23 protein-coding genes and 1 pseudogene are annotated in these 19404 nt (G+C 65.9%); 15 read left to right on the top strand and 9 right to left on the bottom strand.

The features are described from left to right. Positions 1 to 14 precede the first annotated feature (14 nt). The 6 genes from atpD to CFB18_RS01805 all read left to right on the top strand — a co-directional run bounded on the left by atpD (position 15) and on the right by CFB18_RS01805 (position 4493). A complete protein-coding gene (atpD, locus tag CFB18_RS01830; protein WP_088570094.1) occupies positions 15 to 1424 on the top strand; it encodes a F0F1 ATP synthase subunit beta in 1410 nt (469 codons plus the stop codon). Further along, positions 1421 to 2164: a nucleotidyltransferase gene (locus tag CFB18_RS01825; RefSeq protein WP_088570093.1), complete on the top strand. Its 744-nt coding sequence runs from the start codon at positions 1421 to 1423 to the stop codon at positions 2162 to 2164. The genes atpD and CFB18_RS01825 overlap by 4 nt, the downstream gene beginning before the upstream one ends. After that, positions 2161 to 2592, top strand: a complete 432-nt coding sequence (locus CFB18_RS01820; protein WP_088570092.1) for a F0F1 ATP synthase subunit epsilon — start codon at positions 2161 to 2163, stop codon at positions 2590 to 2592. Before CFB18_RS01825 ends, CFB18_RS01820 begins: the two co-directional genes overlap by 4 nt. A 102-nt stretch (positions 2593 to 2694) precedes the next feature. Further along, positions 2695 to 3717, top strand: coding sequence for a rod shape-determining protein (gene mreB / locus CFB18_RS01815; protein ID WP_088570091.1), 1023 nt, complete (start codon positions 2695 to 2697; stop codon positions 3715 to 3717). A 141-nt stretch (positions 3718 to 3858) separates the two neighbouring features. Continuing rightward, positions 3859 to 4077 (top strand): UPF0175 family protein, encoded by a 219-nt coding sequence (locus CFB18_RS01810; protein WP_088570090.1) that lies wholly within the window; start codon positions 3859 to 3861, stop codon positions 4075 to 4077. Next, positions 4074 to 4493, top strand: a complete 420-nt coding sequence (locus CFB18_RS01805) for a PIN domain-containing protein (protein WP_088570089.1) — start codon at positions 4074 to 4076, stop codon at positions 4491 to 4493. Before CFB18_RS01810 ends, CFB18_RS01805 begins: the two co-directional genes overlap by 4 nt. A gap of 116 nt (positions 4494 to 4609) precedes the next feature. Here the strand turns inward: CFB18_RS01805 and CFB18_RS16160 are convergent, their stop codons facing one another. The 6 genes from CFB18_RS16160 to icd all read right to left on the bottom strand — a co-directional run bounded on the left by CFB18_RS16160 (position 4610) and on the right by icd (position 8004). Next, positions 4610 to 4744: a hypothetical protein gene (locus tag CFB18_RS16160; protein WP_268808060.1), complete on the bottom strand. Its 135-nt coding sequence runs from the start codon at positions 4742 to 4744 to the stop codon at positions 4610 to 4612. Further along, positions 4735 to 5043: a HEPN domain-containing protein gene (locus tag CFB18_RS01800; RefSeq protein WP_088570088.1), complete on the bottom strand. Its 309-nt coding sequence runs from the start codon at positions 5041 to 5043 to the stop codon at positions 4735 to 4737. Before CFB18_RS01800 ends, CFB18_RS16160 begins: the two co-directional genes overlap by 10 nt. Next, a complete protein-coding gene (locus CFB18_RS01795; protein WP_088570087.1) occupies positions 5040 to 5492 on the bottom strand; it encodes a nucleotidyltransferase domain-containing protein in 453 nt (150 codons plus the stop codon). The genes CFB18_RS01800 and CFB18_RS01795 overlap by 4 nt, the downstream gene beginning before the upstream one ends. A 13-nt stretch (positions 5493 to 5505) precedes the next feature. Next, complete coding sequence (locus CFB18_RS01790; RefSeq protein ID WP_088570086.1) at positions 5506 to 6138, bottom strand: redox-sensing transcriptional repressor Rex; 633 nt, start codon at positions 6136 to 6138, stop codon at positions 5506 to 5508. 72 nt (positions 6139 to 6210) lie between these two features. Next, complete coding sequence (locus CFB18_RS01785) at positions 6211 to 6672, bottom strand: MOSC domain-containing protein (RefSeq protein WP_200808028.1); 462 nt, start codon at positions 6670 to 6672, stop codon at positions 6211 to 6213. 102 nt (positions 6673 to 6774) lie between these two features. Further along, positions 6775 to 8004, bottom strand: a complete 1230-nt coding sequence (gene icd, locus CFB18_RS01780) for an isocitrate dehydrogenase (NADP(+)) (protein ID WP_088570085.1) — start codon at positions 8002 to 8004, stop codon at positions 6775 to 6777. A 148-nt stretch (positions 8005 to 8152) separates the two neighbouring features. Here icd and CFB18_RS01775 point away from each other — a divergent pair, with 148 nt between their 5' ends. From CFB18_RS01775 to CFB18_RS01745, 8 genes and pseudogenes are all read left to right on the top strand, one after another. Further along, positions 8153 to 9649 (top strand): aldehyde dehydrogenase family protein, encoded by a 1497-nt coding sequence (locus CFB18_RS01775; RefSeq protein ID WP_088570084.1) that lies wholly within the window; start codon positions 8153 to 8155, stop codon positions 9647 to 9649. Between the two features lie 206 nt (positions 9650 to 9855). After that, positions 9856 to 10065 carry a Fe-S cluster assembly protein IscX gene (gene iscX, locus CFB18_RS01770; RefSeq protein ID WP_088570083.1) on the top strand — a complete coding sequence of 70 codons (210 nt, stop codon included), beginning with the start codon at positions 9856 to 9858 and terminating at the stop codon, positions 10063 to 10065. Next, positions 10058 to 10738 carry an NADH-quinone oxidoreductase subunit B gene (locus CFB18_RS01765; RefSeq protein WP_088570082.1) on the top strand — a complete coding sequence of 227 codons (681 nt, stop codon included), beginning with the start codon at positions 10058 to 10060 and terminating at the stop codon, positions 10736 to 10738. Before iscX ends, CFB18_RS01765 begins: the two co-directional genes overlap by 8 nt. A 79-nt stretch (positions 10739 to 10817) precedes the next feature. Then, positions 10818 to 11267 (top strand): annotated as a pseudogene (locus CFB18_RS16440) (NADH-quinone oxidoreductase subunit C); the annotation flags it as partial. A gap of 174 nt (positions 11268 to 11441) precedes the next feature. Further along, entirely contained in the window at positions 11442 to 12596 is a 1155-nt protein-coding gene (locus CFB18_RS16435) for an NADH-quinone oxidoreductase subunit D (protein WP_407083997.1), read from the top strand. Positions 12597 to 12620: 24 nt separating this feature from the next. Next, a complete protein-coding gene (locus CFB18_RS01755) occupies positions 12621 to 13244 on the top strand; it encodes a 4Fe-4S binding protein (protein WP_088570080.1) in 624 nt (207 codons plus the stop codon). A gap of 51 nt (positions 13245 to 13295) precedes the next feature. After that, entirely contained in the window at positions 13296 to 13838 is a 543-nt protein-coding gene (locus CFB18_RS01750; protein ID WP_088570079.1) for a nucleotidyltransferase domain-containing protein, read from the top strand. 154 nt (positions 13839 to 13992) lie between these two features. After that, positions 13993 to 15066 carry an Mrp/NBP35 family ATP-binding protein gene (locus tag CFB18_RS01745; protein WP_088570078.1) on the top strand — a complete coding sequence of 358 codons (1074 nt, stop codon included), beginning with the start codon at positions 13993 to 13995 and terminating at the stop codon, positions 15064 to 15066. An 81-nt stretch (positions 15067 to 15147) separates the two neighbouring features. Here the strand turns inward: CFB18_RS01745 and CFB18_RS01740 are convergent, their stop codons facing one another. After that, on the bottom strand, positions 15148 to 15519 hold the full coding sequence (locus CFB18_RS01740) for a hypothetical protein (RefSeq protein ID WP_088570077.1): 372 nt from the start codon (positions 15517 to 15519) through the stop codon (positions 15148 to 15150). A gap of 329 nt (positions 15520 to 15848) precedes the next feature. Between CFB18_RS01740 and CFB18_RS14850 the strand changes: the two genes are divergently transcribed. Further along, entirely contained in the window at positions 15849 to 16091 is a 243-nt protein-coding gene (locus CFB18_RS14850) for a hypothetical protein (RefSeq protein WP_143597478.1), read from the top strand. A gap of 292 nt (positions 16092 to 16383) precedes the next feature. On the opposite strand, the gene CFB18_RS01735 is transcribed toward CFB18_RS14850, so the two are convergent. Both CFB18_RS01735 and serA read right to left on the bottom strand, forming a co-directional pair. Then, positions 16384 to 17742: a nicotinate phosphoribosyltransferase gene (locus CFB18_RS01735; protein ID WP_088570202.1), complete on the bottom strand. Its 1359-nt coding sequence runs from the start codon at positions 17740 to 17742 to the stop codon at positions 16384 to 16386. A gap of 32 nt (positions 17743 to 17774) precedes the next feature. Further along, positions 17775 to 19391 (bottom strand): phosphoglycerate dehydrogenase, encoded by a 1617-nt coding sequence (gene serA / locus CFB18_RS01730; RefSeq protein ID WP_159461523.1) that lies wholly within the window; start codon positions 19389 to 19391, stop codon positions 17775 to 17777. Between the last annotated feature and the right edge of the window lie 13 nt (positions 19392 to 19404).

Below are 19404 nucleotides of genomic sequence, written 5' to 3'. Positions count from 1 at the left end.
GGAGGTGGACACGGATGGCCAAGGGCTCTGTGGGTCGGATCGTGCAGATCATGGGGAACGTGGTGGATGTGGAGTTCCCGCCCGAGGAGCTCCCCGATATCTATAACGCGATCGAGATCCCCCGGGACGGACACCGGCTGGTGCTGGAGGTGCAGCAGCACCTGAGCGGCGGTGTGGTGCGCTGTATCGCCATGGACACCACGGATGGTCTGCGCCGGGGCATGGTGGCCTATGATACCGGAGCCCCCATCACGGTCCCGGTCGGGGAGGCCACCCTGGGCCGGGTGTTCAACGTGCTCGGGGAGCCCATCGACGACAAGGGCCCTGTCCACGCCACGGAATACCGGCCCATCCACCAGCCCCCGCCTTCCCTGGAGGCGCAATCCACACAGATCGAGGTCTTCGAGACCGGCCTCAAGGTCATCGATCTGATCGCTCCCTTCATGCGGGGCGGGAAGGTGGCGGTGTTCGGGGGCGCTGGGGTGGGCAAGACGGTGATCATCATGGAACTCATCCGCAACATCGCCACCGTCCACAAGGGCATCTCGGTCTTCGCTGGCATCGGGGAGCGCACCCGCGAGGGCACCCAGCTCTACCGGGAGATGATCGAGGCCGGGGTGATCGACAAGACCGTGATGGTCTTCGGCCAGATGAACGAGCCCCCGGGGGTGCGCCTGCGGGTGGGCCTGACCGCCCTCACCATGGCGGAGTATTTCCGGGATCAGGGGCGGGACGTCCTGATCTTCATCGACAACATCTTCCGCTTCGTGATGTCCGGCTCCGAGGTCTCGGCGCTGCTCGGCCGCATGCCCTCGGCGGTCGGGTATCAGCCCACCCTGGCTTTCGAGATGGGTCAGCTCCAGGAGCGCATCACCTCTACCCGCCGCGGGGCCATCACCTCTATGCAGGCGGTCTACGTGCCTGCCGACGACTATTCCGATCCGGCGCCGGTAGCCACTTTCGCTCATCTGGATGCCACCATCGCTCTGGAGCGGAGCATCGCCGAGAAAGGCATCTACCCGGCAGTGGATCCTCTGGCGTCCACCAGCCGGATCTTGGATCCGCGGATCGTGGGCGAGGAGCACTACACGGTGGCCCGGGAGGTGCAGCGGGTGCTGCAGCGCTACAAGGACCTCCAGGATATTATCGCCATCCTGGGCATCGATGAGCTCTCGGAGGAAGACAAGCTGATCGTGGCCCGGGCCCGGAAGATCGAGCGCTTCTTCAGCCAGCCGATGTTCGTGGCCGAGCAGTTCACCGGCCTGCCCGGCCGTTACGTCCCGTTGAAGGAGACGGTGCGCGGGTTCAAGGAGATCCTGGAAGGCAAGCACGATGATCTACCCGAGGCCGCCTTCTACATGGTCGGCACCATCGATGAGGCGGTCGAGAAAGCCGAGCGCCTGCGCCGGGGCGAGCTGCGATGAGCCTCGAGAGGCAGGATCCGCGGGGGCGCTGGCAGCGCATGGTCGCAGACTACCGGGCCCTCCGCGAGGCGGAACGGCGGGATCTGGCGGGCGCCACCTTGCCGGAACGCATCGAGATCGTGGAGGCCCTCCAGGACTTCATGGAAGAGGTGGAGCGGATAGCAGGCTCCTCCGCGGCGTCGCCCTTTCGGGAGATGATCCGGCGTCTTCATCACATCCTGGAGGCAAACCGCATCCCCTACGTGATCATCGGAGGGCTGGCTGCCGCCTTGTGGGGGATCGCCCGGACCACTGCGGATGTGGACGTGGTGCTGGTCCTATCGTCAGATCAGACATCTTTCCTTTTAGACCGTTTGCGGGAGGCGGGCTTCCGCGCAAGCGCGGAGGCCTTCTTGCGCCTCCGGGAAGGGCGACCGGTCAAGCTCTTCTTCACCCGCCGTTTCTCGGTAGACTTGCATCAAGCCTCCTTTCGGTTGGATCGGGAGGCGATCCGGCGCGCCCGGGAGGTGGAGCTGTTCGGGTTGGCGTTGCGCTTGGCCACCCCGGAGGATCTGATCGTCTACAAACTGGCTCGTTGGGAGCCTATCGACGAGCAAGATGTGCAGGCGGTTCTGGAAAGCCAGCGAGGTTCTTTAGATTGGACCTACATCGAGGCGGCGGTGCGCGACCTGGCCCAGGAGGCGGAGCTTCCGGAGCTGCTGGTCCGCTGGAGCCGTCTGAAGGAGGAGATCGACGGATGAGCCCTCTGCGTCTGGAGATCGTCACCCAGGAACGCGCTTTGTTCAGCGGGGATGTGGATATGGTCGTGGCCCCCGGTGTGGAAGGGGAGCTGGGAATCCTCCCCGGACATGCACCGTTGCTCACTGCCCTGGGGATCGGGCCGCTGCTGGCCCGCCGGGGGAGCGAGGAGCTCTGGTTTGCCATCCACGGGGGCTTTATGGAGGTCACCCCGGAGAAGGTGATCGTGCTGGCGGACGTCGCCGAGCGGGCGGAGGAGATCGACATCGCCCGGGCCGAGGAGGCCCGTCAGCGCGCGGAGCAGCTCCTCAAAGAGCGGCCGGCCGGCGTGGATCTCAACGCCGCTCTGGCCGCCCTGCGCCGCTCGCGGGTCCGCCTGGAGGTCGCCCGCCGTCGCCGGATCCGTCGGGAGAGCTCGTCCGGACCATAAAACCTCTTTCAGCCGCCAGGATCCCAAAGAAGCGCCGGATCCGGACGGGATGAGCCATGATGGGCCCGACCACGGAATATGCAATGGAGGAGCACATCGGGGATGCTCACTAAACGTTTGGGCATTGATCTGGGAACCGCCAACGTGCTGGTTTACGAAGTGGGGCGCGGCATCGTCCTTCAAGAGCCCTCCGTGGTGGCCATGCCTGTGGATGGGGATGAGATCCTGGCGGTGGGAGAGGAAGCGCGAGCGATGTATGGCCGCACCCCGGAGATCATTGAGGTCATCCGACCCCTCCGGGACGGCGTGATCGCCGATTACTACGTCACCGAGCGGATGCTCCGGTATTTCATCAACAAGGTCTGTGGCCCCCTTCGCCTCTTCCGGCCTCACGTGATGATCTCGGTCCCCTATGGGGTGACCAGCGTGGAGAGCCGGGCGGTGCATGAGGCTGCGGTAGCGGCCGGCGCCCACCCCGGACACGTCTATCTGATCCCCGAGCCCTTGGCCGCGGCCCTGGGGGCGGGCCTGCCGGTGGACACCCCCACCGGGAACATGGTTGTGGACCTGGGGGGTGGCACCACCGAAGCGGCGGTGATCTCCATGCTGGGGATCGTGACCGCCCACTCTGTGCGGGTGGGCGGCATCCGGATGGATGAGGCCATCATCGGATACGTGCGTCGGAAATACAACCTGGCCATCGGGGAACCGACGGCGGAACAGGTGAAGATCCAGATCGGGACGGCCCTGCCCCTGGATCCGCCCCTGACCATGGAGGTGCAGGGCCGCGATCTGGTCACCGGGTTGCCGCGCACGATCACCCTGAGCTCCGATGAGGTGCTGGAAGCCATCCAGGAGCCCCTTCAGGCGGTAGTGGGAGTGGTCCGGGCGGTCCTGGAGCGCACGCCCCCCGAGCTGGCTGCGGACATCATCGATCGCGGGATGGCCATGGTGGGGGGCGGGGCGCTGCTGCGGCGGATCGACGAGTTCCTGACCCAGCAAACCGGCGTCCCGGCTTACGTCGCGGACGCCCCCATGGCCTGCGTCGCCATCGGGGCCGGAAAGGCCCTGGAGAACATCCACCTTTTCCAGCGCACGCTCACCACGATTTGGTCCTCTTTTTAGTGAATGCATGTTGAAAAAGTCATAATGTCGACGTGGGTGGCGGAAGAACGACCGAAGCATGGCAGGATTCCGCCCCCTATCCTCCAGCGAATCGGTAACGGCCTGATCCGGATGGGCCGCCTCCTTGAGGGGATGACAGCGATGGGCAAATTGCAGATCGAGCTGCCGCCGGAGATCTCAGAGGGCGAAGCCCGGCTCCTGCTGGCCTTCAAACTCTACGAACTAGGGCGTCTGAGCCTGGGCCAGGCAGCCCGACTGGCGGGTTATTCCAAGCGTGCCTTCATGGAGCTGCTGGGCCGATATGGCGTCCCGGTCATCGCCTATCCTCCTGAAGAGCTGCAAGAGGAGATCGAGGGGTGAAAGAGCCTGCCGTTGCGGACAGCACATGCTTGATTGTGCTGGAGCGGATCAGACGCCTCGAACTGCTGCACGGGCTCTTCGAGCCCCTGGTGATCCCGCCCAGTGTTCAGGAGGAGTTCGGCCGGGCTGTCGATTGGCTCATTGTGCAGGCACCCTCCGATCTGAGGCTGATTCGCGTGTTGCGCCTCGTCGTCGATGACGGTGAAGCGGAGGCCATCGCTTTGGCTCTGGAGAAGGGATGGCAGCGGATTGTGGATGACCGGAAGGCCCGCTCGTGGGCAAAGCGGCTCGGGATCCGTATCATCGGCACGGCGGGAGTGTTGATCCGGGCCAAGCAGGCCGGTCTCATTCCATCGGTGAAACCTCTTCTGGAAGCCATGCAGCAAGCGGAAGTGCTTCGCCTGGCTGGGGAGTGAGCGCGTTATGCTGGAAACCGTCCGCATCACGCCGAGCGCCTATACGGTCTCGTTTCAGGCATCGTCCTTCGTTGGGTACCAGTGATCCTGTACGTTCCGCTTTTTCACATGTAGCCTTACGGATCCTGCATCTCCGACCAGGCCTCTAGGCAGCGCTCAAGAACCCACCGGGCTTCTTGCAAGGCGTTCTTCGCGTCCTCCTCTGTCTCTGTATACATTTTGCGGCGGCGCACCGAGATCTTCATCGCCACAGAAGCTGAGCTCCCGTTCCAGGCGGAGGCGGCGCGATATCGAAGCGAGACGGTCGATCTCCTATTGGCAAGGAAGCCGGGAAGCGATCCCGGTAGCTCTTCAGCCGTACGCCGACGTCGTGGGTGCGAGGCACCTCCACCCCTGCGCCCCGCAGGAGGCCTTTCAAGGCCAGTTCCACGACTTCCTGAGATCGGCGAACGACCAGGTTCCAGGCCTGACGCTGGTAGAGGCGTTCGACTTCACGGAGGATCTCCTCCGCCTGAGAAAGATAGGCGCGAGCCATCTCCTCGTTGGTCACAGCTCGATCACCTCCCCCAGCCGGAAGTCCGGCTTCAGGTCCCAGTAGCGGACAGCGCCCTGACGCTTCCGTTGGGCTCCCAGGGCCTTCAGCCGCTCCCGCAAGCGCTCCAGGATCGATGAAAGGAACGGGTCCCGCTCATAAAGGATGTAAGCGTTCTCCGCCGTGATCCCGCGCCCCCACAGGGCCTTCAGCTGGGGCTCCACCGCTCGATCCGCCTCCTCCAGCCAACAGTAGCGCTCCAGCCGGCGGGCCGGCAGGCCCTCGGCGATCACCAGGAGATCCACATCCGAGGAGGAGCCCGCTTCTCTCCGCGCCACCGATCCGAACAGGGCGACGGCAACCAGTCGCTCTCCCCGGCTTTGCCGCAGCGCCTCCGCATAGGCCCGGGCGAGAGCCCACAACGCTCGCTGGATCTCTTCCTGGGAAATGTGCGGAGGATGCGCCATTCGCAGTCCTGCTTTATCCCTCGTTCCCCAGGTAATACGTCATCTGTTGAAGGTGGATCGCTGGGTCGATATATTGCACTAGGATCCTCTTGGGGACCTTGAGATGAATGGGGGCGTAGTTCAGGATGGCGCGGATGCCGGCTTCGACGCAGAGGTCCGCCACCTGCTGGGCGGCGGAGGCCGGCACGGCGATCATCGCGATCTGGACCCGGTGGGCCCGGACGAACTCCGGAAGTTCTTGGACATCCTGGATCACGTGGGGCCCGATGGGCCGGCCGATCTTCTCCGGATCGTTGTCGAAGATGGCCACCAGCCGGAAGCCCCGCGGGGTGAAGCCCTGATACTGAGCCAGGGCGTGCCCCAGGTTGCCGGCCCCGATCAGAATCATGTCCCACGTCCGATCCACCTTCAGGATGCGCCTCAAATGCTCGATCAGATCCGGGATGCGATACCCGGTCCCCTGCTTGCCGAAGGTTCCGAAGTAAGAGAGATCCTTCCGGATCTGGGCGGAGCTGATCCCTAGGCGCTCCCCCAGCTCTTGAGAGGAAGTGATCTCCCGACCTTCGGCGGCCATCACCTGGAGCGCCCGCAGATACACCGGCAACCGCCCCACCACAATGTCCGGCACTTTTTGCACGGCCGCCATACCCACCCTCCGTCTCCGAAATGCGTTGGAATCGCCGATTCCTATATATCACAAATTTGTGAAAAGGGGGATTTAGAGCATCTCCGGAGAGGGGGTGCGGACCGTCGGGGGGGTCTCCACCCGGATGGGAGCGCCGGGAAGGATCCATCCGCTTTCCAGCACCCGGGCGAGCATGCCGCGGCGGCCCCGCAGGGCTTCCTGAAGTCCAGGGCGGATCTCATCCATGCGCGCGCAAGGGGTGCAGGGCTTGGTGATCTCCAGCAGGGCCTCGCCGATCCGCAGGCGGTCACCGGGCTGAAGGGCGTGAAGGGAGAGCCCTCGCACGGTGATGTTCTCCCGCACGGCCCCTGGCCGGAGATCCAGGGCTTCCAGGGTCTCGAGATCCATGAGCAGGACCTGACGGGAGGATCCTTCCCGAGCGTGGGAGTCGCCCACAATGCCGTAGCCGGCCTCCACCCGGAGGGCCGGGACCGCCTCCATGGGCATTCGATGGCCCGGGCATCGGAACAGCGCTACCACCACGGGTTGGTCCATGGAGCTTGCTCCTTGGCGCAGATCTCCAGGCACGCGGCTCGAAGGTTCCCCGAGATGAGGCTGGAGGACCTGATGGCCCTCCAGCCCCCTGCGGACGAGGGATCAGAGGTTGGCCACGATGGCCTCAGCGAACTCGCTGGTGCGGACCTCCCGGGCGCCTTCCATCAGGCGCGCCAGGTCGTAGGTCACGATCTTCTGCTGGATGGTGCGGGTGAAGGCGGCCTCGATGGCGTCGGCAACCTCATTCCACCCGATGTAACGGAACATCATCACCCCGGAGAGCAGCAGCGAGCCCGGGTTCACCTTGTCCAGCCCGGCGTATTTGGGAGCTGAGCCGTGGGTGGCCTCGAAGACGGCCAGCGTGTCCCCGATGTTGGCGCCGGGGGCGATGCCCACCCCGCCCACCATAGCCGCCAGGGCCTCGGAGAGGTAATCGCCGTTGAGGTTGGGGGTGGCGATCACGTCGTATTCCTCGGGGCGGAGCAGGACCTGCTGGAACATCGCGTCGGCGATGCGATCCTTGATGATGATCTTTCCATCCGCAGGCTTGCCCTCGGCCACCTCTGCTTCGGTGATGGTCACATCGCCGAACTCTTCTTTGGCCACCTCGTAGCCCCAGCGGATGAAGGCGCCCTCCGTGTATTTCATGATGTTGCCCTTGCCGACCAGGGTGACGCTGCGCCGGCCGTTCTCCAGGGCGTAGCGGATGGCCTTGCGCACCAGCCGCTTGGTGGCCCCCTCGCTGATGGGTTTAACCCCGATGCCGGTGTTGGGCGGCAGGGTGATCTTGAAGGTCCGCTTCAGATACGCCGCCACCCGCTTGGCCTCCGGCGAGCCTGCTTCCCACTCGATCCCGGCGTAGACATCCTCCGTGTTCTCCCGGAACACCACCATGTTGACCTTGTGGGGTTCTTTGAGCGGGGATGGGACCCCCGGATACCATTTGACCGGCCGGATGCAGGCGTAGAGGTCCAGTTTCTGCCGGAGCTGCACGTTGATGCTACGCCAGCCGTAGCCCACCGGGGTAGTGAGGGGGCCTTTAATGGCCACCACGAACTCGCGGATGGCGCGCAACGTCTCCTCCGGGAGGCGCTCGCCGTAGAGCTCCTCCGCATCCTCGCCGGCATAGAGGCGCACCCAGGCGATCTTCCGCTGGCCGCCGTAAACCTTCTGCACGGCTGCGTCCCACACCTTCATCGCCGCCGGCATGATGTCCCGTCCCGTCCCATCGCCCACGATATAGCCAATGATCGGATGGTCCGGGACCACCAGCCGCCCGTTCCGCACCTCGATCTTCTTGCCGTCCTCCGGTACGCGCACATGGGTGAACATGGCGAAACCCTCGTGTGAATCTTTTCACGGGGGATTATACCGGAGGGGCAGGAAGAGGGAAATCCGCTGAAGGGCGTGAGGGATGGTTGACATAGGATCCCGGCCGGGCCTATAATCCCCACGCAACCCTGTGCACGGGGGGCTCCCCATGCAGGTCCGGAATTACATCAACGGTAAATGGGTGGAGGCGCGGTCGGAGGAGTGGTATGTGGACCTCAACCCGGCCACCGAGGAGCCCGTGGCCGAGGTGGTGAAATCCGATGAGCGGGACGTGGCCGCCGCGGTGGAGGCCGCTGAGGTCGCCTTCGAGAAGTGGCGGAAGGTCCCGGCGCCCAAGCGAGCGGAGATCCTGTATCGAGCCGGACATTTGCTGGTAGAGCGCAAGGAGCAGCTGGCCCGCCTGCTCACCCAGGAGATGGGGAAGATCCTCCCCGAGGCCCGCGGAGATGTGCAGGAGGCCATCGACATGGCCTTCTACATCGGCGGGGAGGGCCGCCGGCTCCTGGGCTACACTGCCCCGGTGGAGCTGCCCAACAAGTTCGGGATGGCCATCCGCGACCCCATCGGGGTCGTCGCCTGCATCACCCCCTGGAACTTCCCCATCGCCATCCCCTCCTGGAAGATCTTCCCCGCCCTGGTCGCCGGCAACACCGTGATCTTCAAGCCCGCCACCGACACCCCGGCCACCGCCGCCGAGTTCGTGCGGATCTTCGAGGAGGCAGGGCTTCCGCCGGGCGTCCTCAACCTCGTCATCGGCCCTGGCCCCACGGTCGGCAACGCCTTGGTCGAGCATCCCACCGTGAAGGCCATCTCCTTCACCGGCTCCACGGAGGTCGGTCGGGATCTTTACGCCCGGGCCGCCCGGCATCTCAAGCGGGTCTCCCTGGAGATGGGCGGCAAGAACGCCATCATCGTGATGGAGGACGCCAACCTGGAGCTGGCCCTGGAGGCTACCCTGTGGGCGGCCTTCGGGACCACCGGGCAGCGCTGCACGGCGTGCTCCCGGCTGATCCTCCACAAGCCCATCAAGGGGAAGTTCACAGAGATGCTGGTGGAGCGGGCGAAGCAGCTGCGGCTGGGGAACGGCCTGGAGCCGACCACCGATGTGGGGCCGCTGATCAACGAGGCGGCGGTGCGGAAAGTCCACTCCTATGTGGAGATCGGGAAGGCGGAGGGAGCCCGGCTGCTGTGCGGCGGCAACCCGGTCAAGGTCAACGGCAAGGGTTTCTTCTACGAGCCCACGATCTTCGATCAAGTGCGGCCGGACATGCGGATCGCCCAGGAGGAGATCTTCGGCCCCGTGCTCTCCATCATCGAGGCGGAAAGCTTGGAAGAAGCCATCCGCATCAACAACTCGGTGAACTATGGCCTCTCCAGCAGCCTCTTCACCCAGGACGTCAACAAGGCCTTCCAGGCCATCCGGGACATCACCACCGGCATCGTCTACATCAACCACGGCACCACCGGGGCAGAGATCCAGTTCCCCTTCGGCGGCACCCGGGGGACGGGCAACGGGCATCGAGAGGCCGGGCTGACGGCCATCGAGTTCTTCACCGAATGGAAGGCGGTTTACGTCGACTACAGCGGCCGGCTCCAGCGGGCCCAGATCGACACCACTGCCTTCGGGCAGGTGCCTGTCCAGTGACATCCATCCGGTTTATGGCGCGCGGGGCGGACCGAGCATCCGGCCCGCCCCGCTCTCCGAAGTGACAGCATCGCAGGCCGCACAGGGAATGTGTCCCAAAATCGTCGGAGGCCTGGCCGGATATGGACAACGGCTCACAGCTGGCCTGCGCACCCCTGGCAAGTAAAGTTCGCATGGTTTAGCAAAATTGTGCTAAGATTCACATGATGCGTTTCTATTGGGATGACGCGTATCCGATTGCGCAGGCGTTGCGGGCGGCCCATCCGGGCGTGGATCCCCTTTCGGTGGACTGGGACACGCTGCACCGGTGGGTGGTCGCCCTGCCGGGTTTCGCGGATGATCCGCGCCTGAAGGATCCGGCGCGGCTGGAGGAGATCCAGCGGGAATGGTTAGAGGAGGTGCTCGCCCATGGATGAGCTGCGCGACCTGAACACCATGCCGGTCCCCTCCGAGCTCCGCCACAACGTTTTCGTTACCACCATCGACCGCTTCGTGAGCTACATCTATAACTGGGGGCGCAAGCGATCGGTCTGGCCGATGATGTTCGGCCTCGCCTGCTGCGCCATCGAGATGATCTGCGCGGCGGCCAGCCGCTTCGACATCGCCCGCTTCGGATCCGAGCTGATGCGCCCCAGCCCCCGGCAGGCGGACCTCATGATCGTCTCCGGCACTGTGACCAAGAAGATGGTTCCCCAGATCGTTCGCCTCTACAACCAGATGCCGGAGCCCAAATACGTGATCTCCATGGGCGCCTGCGCCACGGGCGGCGGCCCCTTCAAAGAGGGCTACAACGTGGTCTCCGGCATTGACAAGTTCATCCCGGTGGACGTGTATGTGCCGGGTTGTCCGCCGCGGCCGGAGGCCCTGTTGCACGGGCTGCTCAAGCTCTATGCCAAGATCGAGCGCCAGTCCGTGCGGGAGGTTCCTTGGTATCAGAAAGGGGAATCCGAAGCCATCCCGGTGCCGATCCTGGGGCCGGATCTGATCGACCCCCGACGTCTGCCGGAGATCCGCGCCCGGTTGGCCGAGCTGCGCGCGCAGCAGGGAGGATCCCCGGAGGCTTCCGCGGGATCCGAGAAGGGCGCGTGATGAGCCTCGGGAAACGTTGCGCGTGCGCAATGTCCATGGGATCCCTTTCGCCTGATCATGCCCTCCAGGGGAGGTGGGGATGAGTGCGCCGACGAAGACGAAGGCGGCTCCGCTGGCGGAGCTGAAAGGCGATCTGGCAACCCTGAAGGAGCGCTTCGGCGACGCCGTCCAGCCCGCGGAATACGAGGGCGTGGTGATCGCCAACGACGTTCTGGTGGAGGCCGCCCGCTTCATCCGGGATGAGCTGGGCTACCGCTATCTCTCCAGCGTGACCGCGGTCGACTATATCGAGCAGGGCTATTTCGAGGTGGTCTACCACGCCTACCGCCTCGAGGGCGGCGGCCCCCTGGTGTTCAAAGCCCGGACCCCCCGGGATGGGGCCACCGTGCCCTCCCTGGTCTCAGTGTGGCCGGGAGCGGATTTCCAGGAGCGAGAGGCCTGGGATCTGATGGGAATCCGTTTCGTCGGCCACCCGAACCTGAAGCGGATCCTGCTGTGGGAGGGATTCCACGGACATCCCCTGCGCAAGGACTGGAAGGAGCCTTACTACGAGGAGGAGCACAAGCCCTTCAGCAGCCGATGGCCTTCCGGTCATCACGTGCGGGCAGAGGATCGGGTCTTCTGGCGCGACAACGTCCAGTATCCCCTGGACTGGGATCCCGACCAGGTCGAGGACACCTCCGACGAGCTGCTTTACATCGGCATGGGGCAGTTCGCCCGGGCGGACACGGGGGAGGTGGTGGAGCCGAAGACCCTGCGCACCGAGCGGCTGGTGGTCAACATGGGCCCCCAGCACCCCAGCACTCACGGGGTCTTCCGCATGGTGGTCACCCTGGATGGGGAGACCATCGTGCGCCTGGAGCCGGTCATGGGTTACCTCCACCGCAACCACGAGAAGATCGGCGAGCGCAATATGTATCTCCAGAACATGCCCTACACGGATCGGCTCGACTACATCTGTTCGATGAGCAACAACCTGGGATACGCCATCGCCGTGGAGAAGCTGCTGGGGATCAAGCCCCCGGAGCGGGCGGAGTATCTGCGGGTGATCATGGCGGAGTTCACCCGGATCGTGAACCACCTGTGGGCTATCGGGTTCCTTCTCAACGATCTGGGAGCCTTCTTCACCCCTGCCCTTTACGCGATCGAGGAACGGGAGCTGATCCTGGACCTCTTCGAGGAGGCTTCGGGATCCCGGATGATGTGCAATTACATGCGCTTCGGCGGCGTGGCCCACGACGTCTCCGACGACTGGATCGCCCGGGCGAAGGAGCTGGTTTATAACCGCCTCCCCCGGGCCATCGAGGAGCTGGATCGTTACCTCACCCACAACGAGCTGATCAAGGCGCGCTGTCAGGGGGTAGGGGTGCTCCCGCCGGACCTCGCGGTGGCCTACAGCACGGCGGGGCCGGTGCTGCGCGCCTCGGGCATCCCCTACGACGTGCGCCGGGCGGAGCCTTACAGCATCTACGATCGCTTCGACTTCGACGTGGCGGTCCGCTACAACGGGGACGTTTACGATCGCTACTTGATCCGCATCGATGAGATGTGGCAATCCCTGCGCATCCTCCGCCAGGCCCTGGATCAGATCCCCAAGGGGGAGATCCAGGCAGGCAAGAAGCAATATATGATCCGCGTGCCGGCGGGTCAGGCCTATGGACGCGTGGAGAACCCGAAGGGGGAGCTGGGCTTCTACATCGTCAGCGACGGCAGCCCCAACCCCTATCGCTATCACATCCGGGCGCCTTCCTTCATCAATCTCACTGCCTTAAACGAGATGTGCAAGGGCCACAAGGTGGCCGACGTGGTGGTCATCCTGGGCAGCATCGACATCGTGCTGGGCGAGGTCGACCGTTAGCCTGCAAGCGGGAGGCGACGCGCGATGATCTACGGTCTCGGCATCCTCAAGGGCCTCGGCGTCACGCTGAAGCATTTTATTTACTCCTATCTTGAGGACGTCCGCTATCTCTTCGAGGGCGGGCGTTATCAGCCGCGCCATCTCCCGGCCCGCCAGGGCCCGCGGGCCCGCGGCGTGTTCACCGTGCAGTATCCGAAGGAGAAGCTGCCGCTGCCCGAGAACTTCCGCTACATCCCCTTCCTGGTCTACGACACCCAGGAGGACAAGATCAAGTGCACCTCCTGCGGGATCTGCGCCAAGGTCTGCCCGCCCCAGTGCATCTGGATCGTGCGGGGCACGGACCCCCAGACCGGCCGTCCCCGTCCGGAGCCCGAGGCCTTCTACATCGACGCTACGATTTGCATGTCCTGCGGCTTCTGCGCGGAGTTCTGTCCGTTCGACGCCATCAAGATGGACCACGACTACGAGCTCTCCGCCTATGAACGCTACGAATCCCTGCTCTTCGACCTGCCGCGCCTGCTGAAGCCGGACACCTACCACGCCCAGATCCACCCCTCGGATTGGGCCCGGGAGCTGGCGGAGAAGGAGGCGGAAAAGGCGAAGAAGGGGGAGAAGGCGGAGAAGGCGCCGGCCCGCGCTTCCTCCTGAGCGCGTTCGTGGAAAGGACCGGCTGTGCGTGCGAAAGCGGAAGCCATCGAAATGGCGGCGGTGCTGGAAGAGGCGGTGGCCCGGCTGCGGCGGGCGGACCCGGGGCTGCGGGCGGTGATCCTGTTCGGGTCGGCGGCCTGGGCCGGGGAGGTGGCCCGCGATCTGGATCTGCTGATCCTCACAGAAGGTTGGCCGGAGGGATCCGCCCTTCATGATCTCCTGGCGGATCTTCCGCTACCGGTAGATCTGGTGATCCGACGGGTCGGGGAGCCCTTGGGCCGGCTGGCCCCGGCCATTCGCGCAGGCCGTCTGATCTGGGGCGATCCGCAGATCCTCGAGGAGGCGTTATCCGGCATGCCGGTCCCATCCCCGGAAGAGGTCTGGCAGACCCTGGCGGCTGCAGAGGATTACGCCCGCCTGGCCCAGGAGGCGGTCTCTCCCCTGCGGCGGGATCGCCATTATCGAACGGCTTTCAACACCTTGTTCGAGGCCGCCCGCTTGGCGGTGATGATTTACCTAAGCACGGACGAGGACGCGGGGGGCGCCTTCAGTGTGCGCTTCCCCCCGAGCTCGCGGAACCCTTCCGCCGCCTGATCCGTCACCTTCATATCCAATTCTGGTATGAAGGAGAGTATCCCTCGGAGCAGGCCGCGGAGGCTTTTCGCTTGTGGAAGGAGGAGGTCCAGCGTTTCATCGAGCGTCTGCTCCCCCGGTGAGAAGCTGGGAAGGAATGAAACGGGAGGCATGAATGGCGACAACGGAACAGGTGATGCAGGCGCTGCGCCGGGTGATCGACCCGGAGCTGGGGCGGGATATCGTCTCGCTGGGGATGGTCCGGGACGTTCGGGTGGAGGGCGATCGGGTCTCGCTGACGGTGGTGCTGACCACCCCGGCCTGTCCCCTGACGGAGCGCATCGAGGCGGAGGTGCGCGCCGCCCTCCAGGCCCTCCCCGGGGTGCGGGAGGTGGATCTGCGGATGTCGGCCCAGGTGCCGGCCCACGCCCGGCTGCAGGGGATCGAAGGCCTGGCCTTCAAGAACATCCTGGCGGTGGGCAGCGGCAAGGGCGGGGTGGGCAAGAGCACGGTGGCGGTCAACCTGGCGGTGGCCCTGGCCGGGATGGGGGCGGTGGTCGGGCTGATGGACGCCGACGTGTATGGCCCTAACATCCCGGAAATGATGGGCGTGCGGCGCATCCCCGCTCCGCGGGACAACAAGATCATCCCCGCCGTAGCCTATGGAGTGCGGGTGATGTCCATGGGCTTCCTGCTTCCTCCGGATCAGCCGGTGATCTGGCGCGGCCCGATGCTCCACAGCGCGGTGCGGCAGTTTTTGACCGATGTGGACTGGGGGATGCTGGATTACCTGGTGGTAGATCTGCCGCCGGGGACCGGGGATGTGGCCATCTCCCTGGCCCAGCTGGTGCCCCTGACCGGAGCGGTGGTGGTGACCACGCCCCAGGCGGTCTCGCTGAGCGACGTGGGACGGGCGGTGGAGATGTTCCGACGGCTGGAGGTGCCCGTGCTGGGGGTGGTGGAGAACATGAGCGGATTCGTCTGCCCCCACTGCGGCCGGGAGACGGCCATCTTCGGGGAGGACGGCGGCCGCCAGCTGGCGGAGCGGATGGGAGTGCCTTTCTTAGGGCGCATCCCGCTGGACCCACGGGTGCGGGAGGGTGGGGATGCGGGGCGGCCCCTCGTGATCGCCCACCCCGACAGCCCGGCCGCCCAGGCCATGCGGGACATCGCCCGTCAGATCGCCGCCCGCATCAGCGTCCTCAACCTCAGCGAGCCGGCGCCCTCCGGAGCCCCCCCTGCGCGTTGAGAGGATCCCGCGGAAGACTGGACAATGGGGAGGTCGCGCAGACCTCCCCATTGCGTTTTGGGGCATCGCGCGCCGGGTTCCTTATCCCTGCAGCCACGGCCCTTTGTTCTGGAGCACGGCGTAGGTGTTCAGGAGGGCAACTCCCGCCCACAGGAGGGACACCAAGCAGGCGGCCGCGAGGCCTCCCAGGACCGAGAGGGACTGGAGCGCTTCGCTCCTGGAAACCCCGGCGATCGTTATGAACAGCAACGGGCAGCATCCGAACACCACGCTGAGGGCCAGGTTGTAGCCCATCCCCCAGAGGGCGTGCCGTCGGGCCAGCGGATGGAGGTCCTGGACGAAGAACGCCGCCAGCCCCACGAACCAGATCCACCAGGGCAGGATGGCCAGGAGCTGATCTCTCTGGGAGAGGGGCGCCGGGGAGGGCGCGCCGGACATCGGTTCGGTGGACATCGGAGAGCCTCCGCAAAAGTCTGATCGATCTGCCTGAGATCGTGACCTCGGTGACAGCAGGAGTATAGCAAAGGGGCATCCGCCTGGGCAACTGCGCGCAGTTGCCCTACAGGTCCTGCAGGCTCTCGGTTAGGCACTCAGCCATCCTCACAAGATGATATCATTGGTATCGTAGAAACTCATGCGCCTTTCGGAAGGCTGGTGGCCGCGCGGCTCCCACGCCGGAAAGGAGGCGTGAATGCGAGATCGGTCCTGCGATTCGATCCGGGCGTTAGGTCGGGCCGTCCTCGCCGCCCTGCTGGAAGCGGTAAAAGATCTGGTCCCCCGCTTTGGCCCCATCCACGCCGCTTGGAAGACCTACCACGACGCCCTCCGCCCCGCTGGCGGAGGCCCTGAGGCGGCTGCGGGCGGGGGAGCGGGATCCGCAGGCCTTGCGCCGGGGGCTGGCCCTGGATGCCATCGATGAGCAGGCCCTTACGCTGGTGGAAGGGGCGGTGGCGGATGGGGAGCTGTGGGCGCTGCTCGAGAGGCTGGCAGAGGAGGCGCAGGGCGCTGAATCGAGCGTCGAATGAATTCGACCTTGAGAGGCCTTCGGTCGACGGTCGGCCTGCGCCGACCGGGAGTGTGTTCTTTTGCGTCGGCGGAGGCCGACGCTGGGCGCGGAGCGCCTGGGGAGGCCGATTTCAATCGGCGTGAGGCTTCGGCTGGCGGTTGGCCTGTGCGTCGAGTGAATTCGACCTTGAGAGGCCTTCGGCCGATGGTCGGCCTACGCCGACCGAAGAGGCATTTGCTGCGTCGGCGGAGGCCGACGCCGGGCGCGGAGTGCCTGGAGAGGCCGATTTTCAATCGGCGTGAAAAGGCCGTTCAGCTCTCTCCTAACGCCTCCCTCGGAGCAGTCAACGTGTTCGCCAGGGCCTCCAAGCCGGGGCTGAGGCGCACCGGATAGCGAGGGGCCTCCCGCAAGGCCTTGTAGGGCTCCGGCAGCCGCCCGAACGCCTCCCGAAACCGTTCCCGCAGCTCGGCCAGGGCCGGATGGGGGCGGAGCAGACGCCCGCCCTCCATAACCTTCTCCAGCAACGGCGTCCCCCCTTCGATCCGCTCCTCCCGCAGCGCCAGGATATCCTCCTTCATCTTCCCCTCCCCATCGTAAAACCGGAAAACCTGCTTCGGGCCGGGAAGGGACGCCTTGCCCGGGCTCAATTTGCGGGCCGGACGGCCCTCATAGGCCACCAGCTTGTAGGCCATGTCCAGCCACGGCCAGTCCTCCGAAACCCCCATCCGGGTCCCCACCCCGAAGGCGTCGATGGGCGCACCGGCCCCCACCAGCGCCTCGATGCGGTATTCATCCAGCCCCCCGCTGGCCAGGATCCGCACCTCGGGAAGGCCCGCCTCGTCCAGGATGCGGCGCACCTCCCGGCTGAGGGCAAGCAGATCCCCGCTGTCCAGGCGCACCCCGAGCAGGCGACGCCCTCGCTCCCGCAGCTCCCGGCCCACCCGGGCGGCCCGACGGGCCCCCTCCAGCGTGTCATACGTGTCGATGAGGAAGATCGCCCGCTCCGGGAAGGTCTCCGCGAAGGCCCGGAAGGCTTCCTCTTCTTCCGGAAAGGCCATAATGAACGAGTGGGCCATGGTCCCCGTGATGGGGATCCCGTAGACCTTGCCCGCCAGGACGTTGCTGGTGGCCTGGAAGCCCACTAGATACGAGCAGCGGGCGACCTTCAGCCCGGCGTCCACCCCGTGCGTCCGCCGCAGGGCGAAATCCACCACCCCTCGCCCCCGGGCGGCCGCGACGCAGCGAGCGGCCTTGGTGGCGATCATCGTCTGCAGGTGCACCTGGTTGATCACATAGGTCTCCGCGATCTGGGCCTGGATGATGGGCGCCGTGATCTCCAGGATCGGCTCCTGGGCGAACACCAGCGTCCCCTCCGGGACCGCCCACACGTCCCCGGTGAAACGCAGCTCGGCGAGGTAATCCAGGAAGGGGCGGGCGAAGATCCCGGTGGACTCCAGATACGCCAGGGCTTCCGGGGGGAAGCGGAAATCTTCCAGGAAGCGGAGCACATCCTCCAGGCCGGCTGCCACCAGAAAGCCTCGCTCCGGCGGGAGATCCCGCACGAACAGGCTGAAGGTGGCCTGGCCAGTGACTCCATGGGCCCAGTAGGCCTGGGCCATGGTCAGCTCATACAGATCCGTGACCAGGATGCGATCTTCCGGGCGCAGCATCTGGGTTCCCTCGCGCGAAGGATCGCCTGGGATCATCCCCGGATTACCATGCTCTCCGGCAGGAAGGCCTGGCGCACGTCTTCGATCTCCGGCATCCGGCGCAGGGCCTCTAAGACGGCCTCCGGGGCCGGGCTGTCCAGATTAATGAACGACAGGGCCGTCCCACCCGGTCGGTCTCGCCCCAGGCGCCACTCGGCGATGTTGATCCCGTGCTGACCCAGGAGCGTCCCCACCCGGCCGATCACCCCGGGCACGTCGCGGCTGCGCATGACCAGCAGGGCCCCGCGGGGCAGCGCCTCCATCGGGAAGGCATCCACCTGGACGATGCGAGGCTCCCCGGCGAACAGGGCACCGACGATCAGCCGCGCCTCTTTGGTGGAGAGAACCCGGCAGGCGATGGCCTGGGCGTAGGCCCCCAGGATTGGCTGGGGGGCCTCCACGATGCGGATGCCGTGCTCCTGGGCCCGCACGGGGGCGTTCACGAAGGTCACCGTGTCCCCCAGGATAGGGGTGAGCAGCCCTTTCAGCAACGCCACCCCCAGCGGCCGGATCACCGAGCGCAGCTCCTCCCCCCGCACATCGATCTCCACTTGATGGATGCGCCCCCGCACGAGCTGCATCTGCAGGCTTCCCAGCACCTCCGCCAGGCGCATATAGGGAGCCAGGGCGCGATAGTCGGCTCCCTCCGGGAAGGGGAGGTTCACCACGTTGCGGAAATCCCGTCCCCGCAGGGCGTCCAGCACCTGCTGGGCGATCTGCCGGCTGATCAGGCGCTGGGCCTCCCGGGTGCTGCCCCCCAGGTGGGGCACCGCCAGCACCCGTTCGTGAGCGATCAGGGCCTGCAGGATCGGCGAGCGCGGCGGCTCCTCACTGAAGGTATCCAAGGCCGCCCCGGCGACACGACCGGCGTTCAAGGCCTCTAAGAGCGCCTCCTCATCGATCACGGCGCCTCGAGCGGTGTTCACCACGTAGATCCCGGGCTTCATCTTCTCAAAGGCCGCCCGGTTGAGCATGCGGTGGGTTTCCCGGGTGAGCGGAACGTGAAGGCTCAGGATGTCAGACCGGGCGTAGAGCTCGTCGAGATCGGGCACCAGCTCGATCTGCAAGGCCGCGGCCCGCTCCTCAGGGATGTAGGGATCAAAGGCGATCACGTGCATCTCGAAGGCGCGGGCCCGGCGGGCCACCTCCGTCCCGATCCGCCCCAACCCCAGCAACCCCATCGTCTTGCCCGCCAGCTGGACCCCGAGGAAGCGCTCCCGCTCCCAGCGGCCCTCCCGCAGGGAGAGCCAGGCCGGGGGGATCTTGCGAAGGAGGGCCAGCAGCAGCGCGAAGGTGTGTTCCGCCACGGCCACCGTGCTGGCCGCGGGCGTGTTCATCACCAGGATCCCCCTTTGCGTGGCCGCCTCCAGGTCGATGTTGTCCACGCCGATGCCCGCCCGGGCGATCACCCGGAGCCGCTCCGCCGCCTCCAGCACCTTCGCGTCCAGCCGGACCCCGCTGCGCACGATCAGCGCGTCGCAGGTCCGGACCAGCTCCCGCAGCGTCTCCGGCGAGGGCCGTCGGGCCTCCAGCACCTCCACCTCGGGGTCCGCGCGCAGCAGCGCCAGCCCTTCATCGTCCAGCGGGTCCGTCAACGCGATGCGCCACATCTGCGGGTCCCTC

This window comes from Thermoflexus hugenholtzii JAD2, assembly GCF_900187885.1.
GTDB lineage: Bacteria > Chloroflexota > Anaerolineae > Thermoflexales > Thermoflexaceae > Thermoflexus > Thermoflexus hugenholtzii.
The sequence above is the reverse complement of the archived record's forward strand: the minus strand, read 5'-3'. Positions and strand labels throughout refer to the sequence as shown.

What these genes read in the sequence shown, in the direction of transcription:
- atpD (WP_088570094.1), top strand. Translation starts at nt 15, where the DNA reads ATGGCCAAGGGCTCTGTGGGTCGGATCGTGCAGATCATGGGGAACGTG.
- CFB18_RS01825 (WP_088570093.1), top strand. Translation starts at nt 1,421, where the DNA reads ATGAGCCTCGAGAGGCAGGATCCGCGGGGGCGCTGGCAGCGCATGGTC.
- CFB18_RS01820 (WP_088570092.1), top strand. Translation starts at nt 2,161, where the DNA reads ATGAGCCCTCTGCGTCTGGAGATCGTCACCCAGGAACGCGCTTTGTTC.
- mreB (WP_088570091.1), top strand. Translation starts at nt 2,695, where the DNA reads ATGCTCACTAAACGTTTGGGCATTGATCTGGGAACCGCCAACGTGCTG.
- CFB18_RS01810 (WP_088570090.1), top strand. Translation starts at nt 3,859, where the DNA reads ATGGGCAAATTGCAGATCGAGCTGCCGCCGGAGATCTCAGAGGGCGAA.
- CFB18_RS01795 (WP_088570087.1), bottom strand. Translation starts at nt 5,492, where the DNA reads ATGGCGCATCCTCCGCACATTTCCCAGGAAGAGATCCAGCGAGCGTTG.
- CFB18_RS01790 (WP_088570086.1), bottom strand. Translation starts at nt 6,138, where the DNA reads ATGGCGGCCGTGCAAAAAGTGCCGGACATTGTGGTGGGGCGGTTGCCG.
- CFB18_RS01785 (WP_200808028.1), bottom strand. Translation starts at nt 6,672, where the DNA reads ATGGACCAACCCGTGGTGGTAGCGCTGTTCCGATGCCCGGGCCATCGA.
- icd (WP_088570085.1), bottom strand. Translation starts at nt 8,004, where the DNA reads ATGTTCACCCATGTGCGCGTACCGGAGGACGGCAAGAAGATCGAGGTG.
- CFB18_RS01775 (WP_088570084.1), top strand. Translation starts at nt 8,153, where the DNA reads ATGCAGGTCCGGAATTACATCAACGGTAAATGGGTGGAGGCGCGGTCG.
- iscX (WP_088570083.1), top strand. Translation starts at nt 9,856, where the DNA reads ATGCGTTTCTATTGGGATGACGCGTATCCGATTGCGCAGGCGTTGCGG.
- CFB18_RS01765 (WP_088570082.1), top strand. Translation starts at nt 10,058, where the DNA reads ATGGATGAGCTGCGCGACCTGAACACCATGCCGGTCCCCTCCGAGCTC.
- CFB18_RS16435 (WP_407083997.1), top strand. Translation starts at nt 11,442, where the DNA reads ATGGGGCAGTTCGCCCGGGCGGACACGGGGGAGGTGGTGGAGCCGAAG.
- CFB18_RS01755 (WP_088570080.1), top strand. Translation starts at nt 12,621, where the DNA reads ATGATCTACGGTCTCGGCATCCTCAAGGGCCTCGGCGTCACGCTGAAG.
- CFB18_RS01750 (WP_088570079.1), top strand. Translation starts at nt 13,296, where the DNA reads ATGGCGGCGGTGCTGGAAGAGGCGGTGGCCCGGCTGCGGCGGGCGGAC.
- CFB18_RS01745 (WP_088570078.1), top strand. Translation starts at nt 13,993, where the DNA reads ATGGCGACAACGGAACAGGTGATGCAGGCGCTGCGCCGGGTGATCGAC.
- CFB18_RS01740 (WP_088570077.1), bottom strand. Translation starts at nt 15,519, where the DNA reads ATGTCCACCGAACCGATGTCCGGCGCGCCCTCCCCGGCGCCCCTCTCC.
- CFB18_RS01735 (WP_088570202.1), bottom strand. Translation starts at nt 17,742, where the DNA reads ATGCTGCGCCCGGAAGATCGCATCCTGGTCACGGATCTGTATGAGCTG.
- serA (WP_159461523.1), bottom strand. Translation starts at nt 19,391, where the DNA reads ATGTGGCGCATCGCGTTGACGGACCCGCTGGACGATGAAGGGCTGGCG.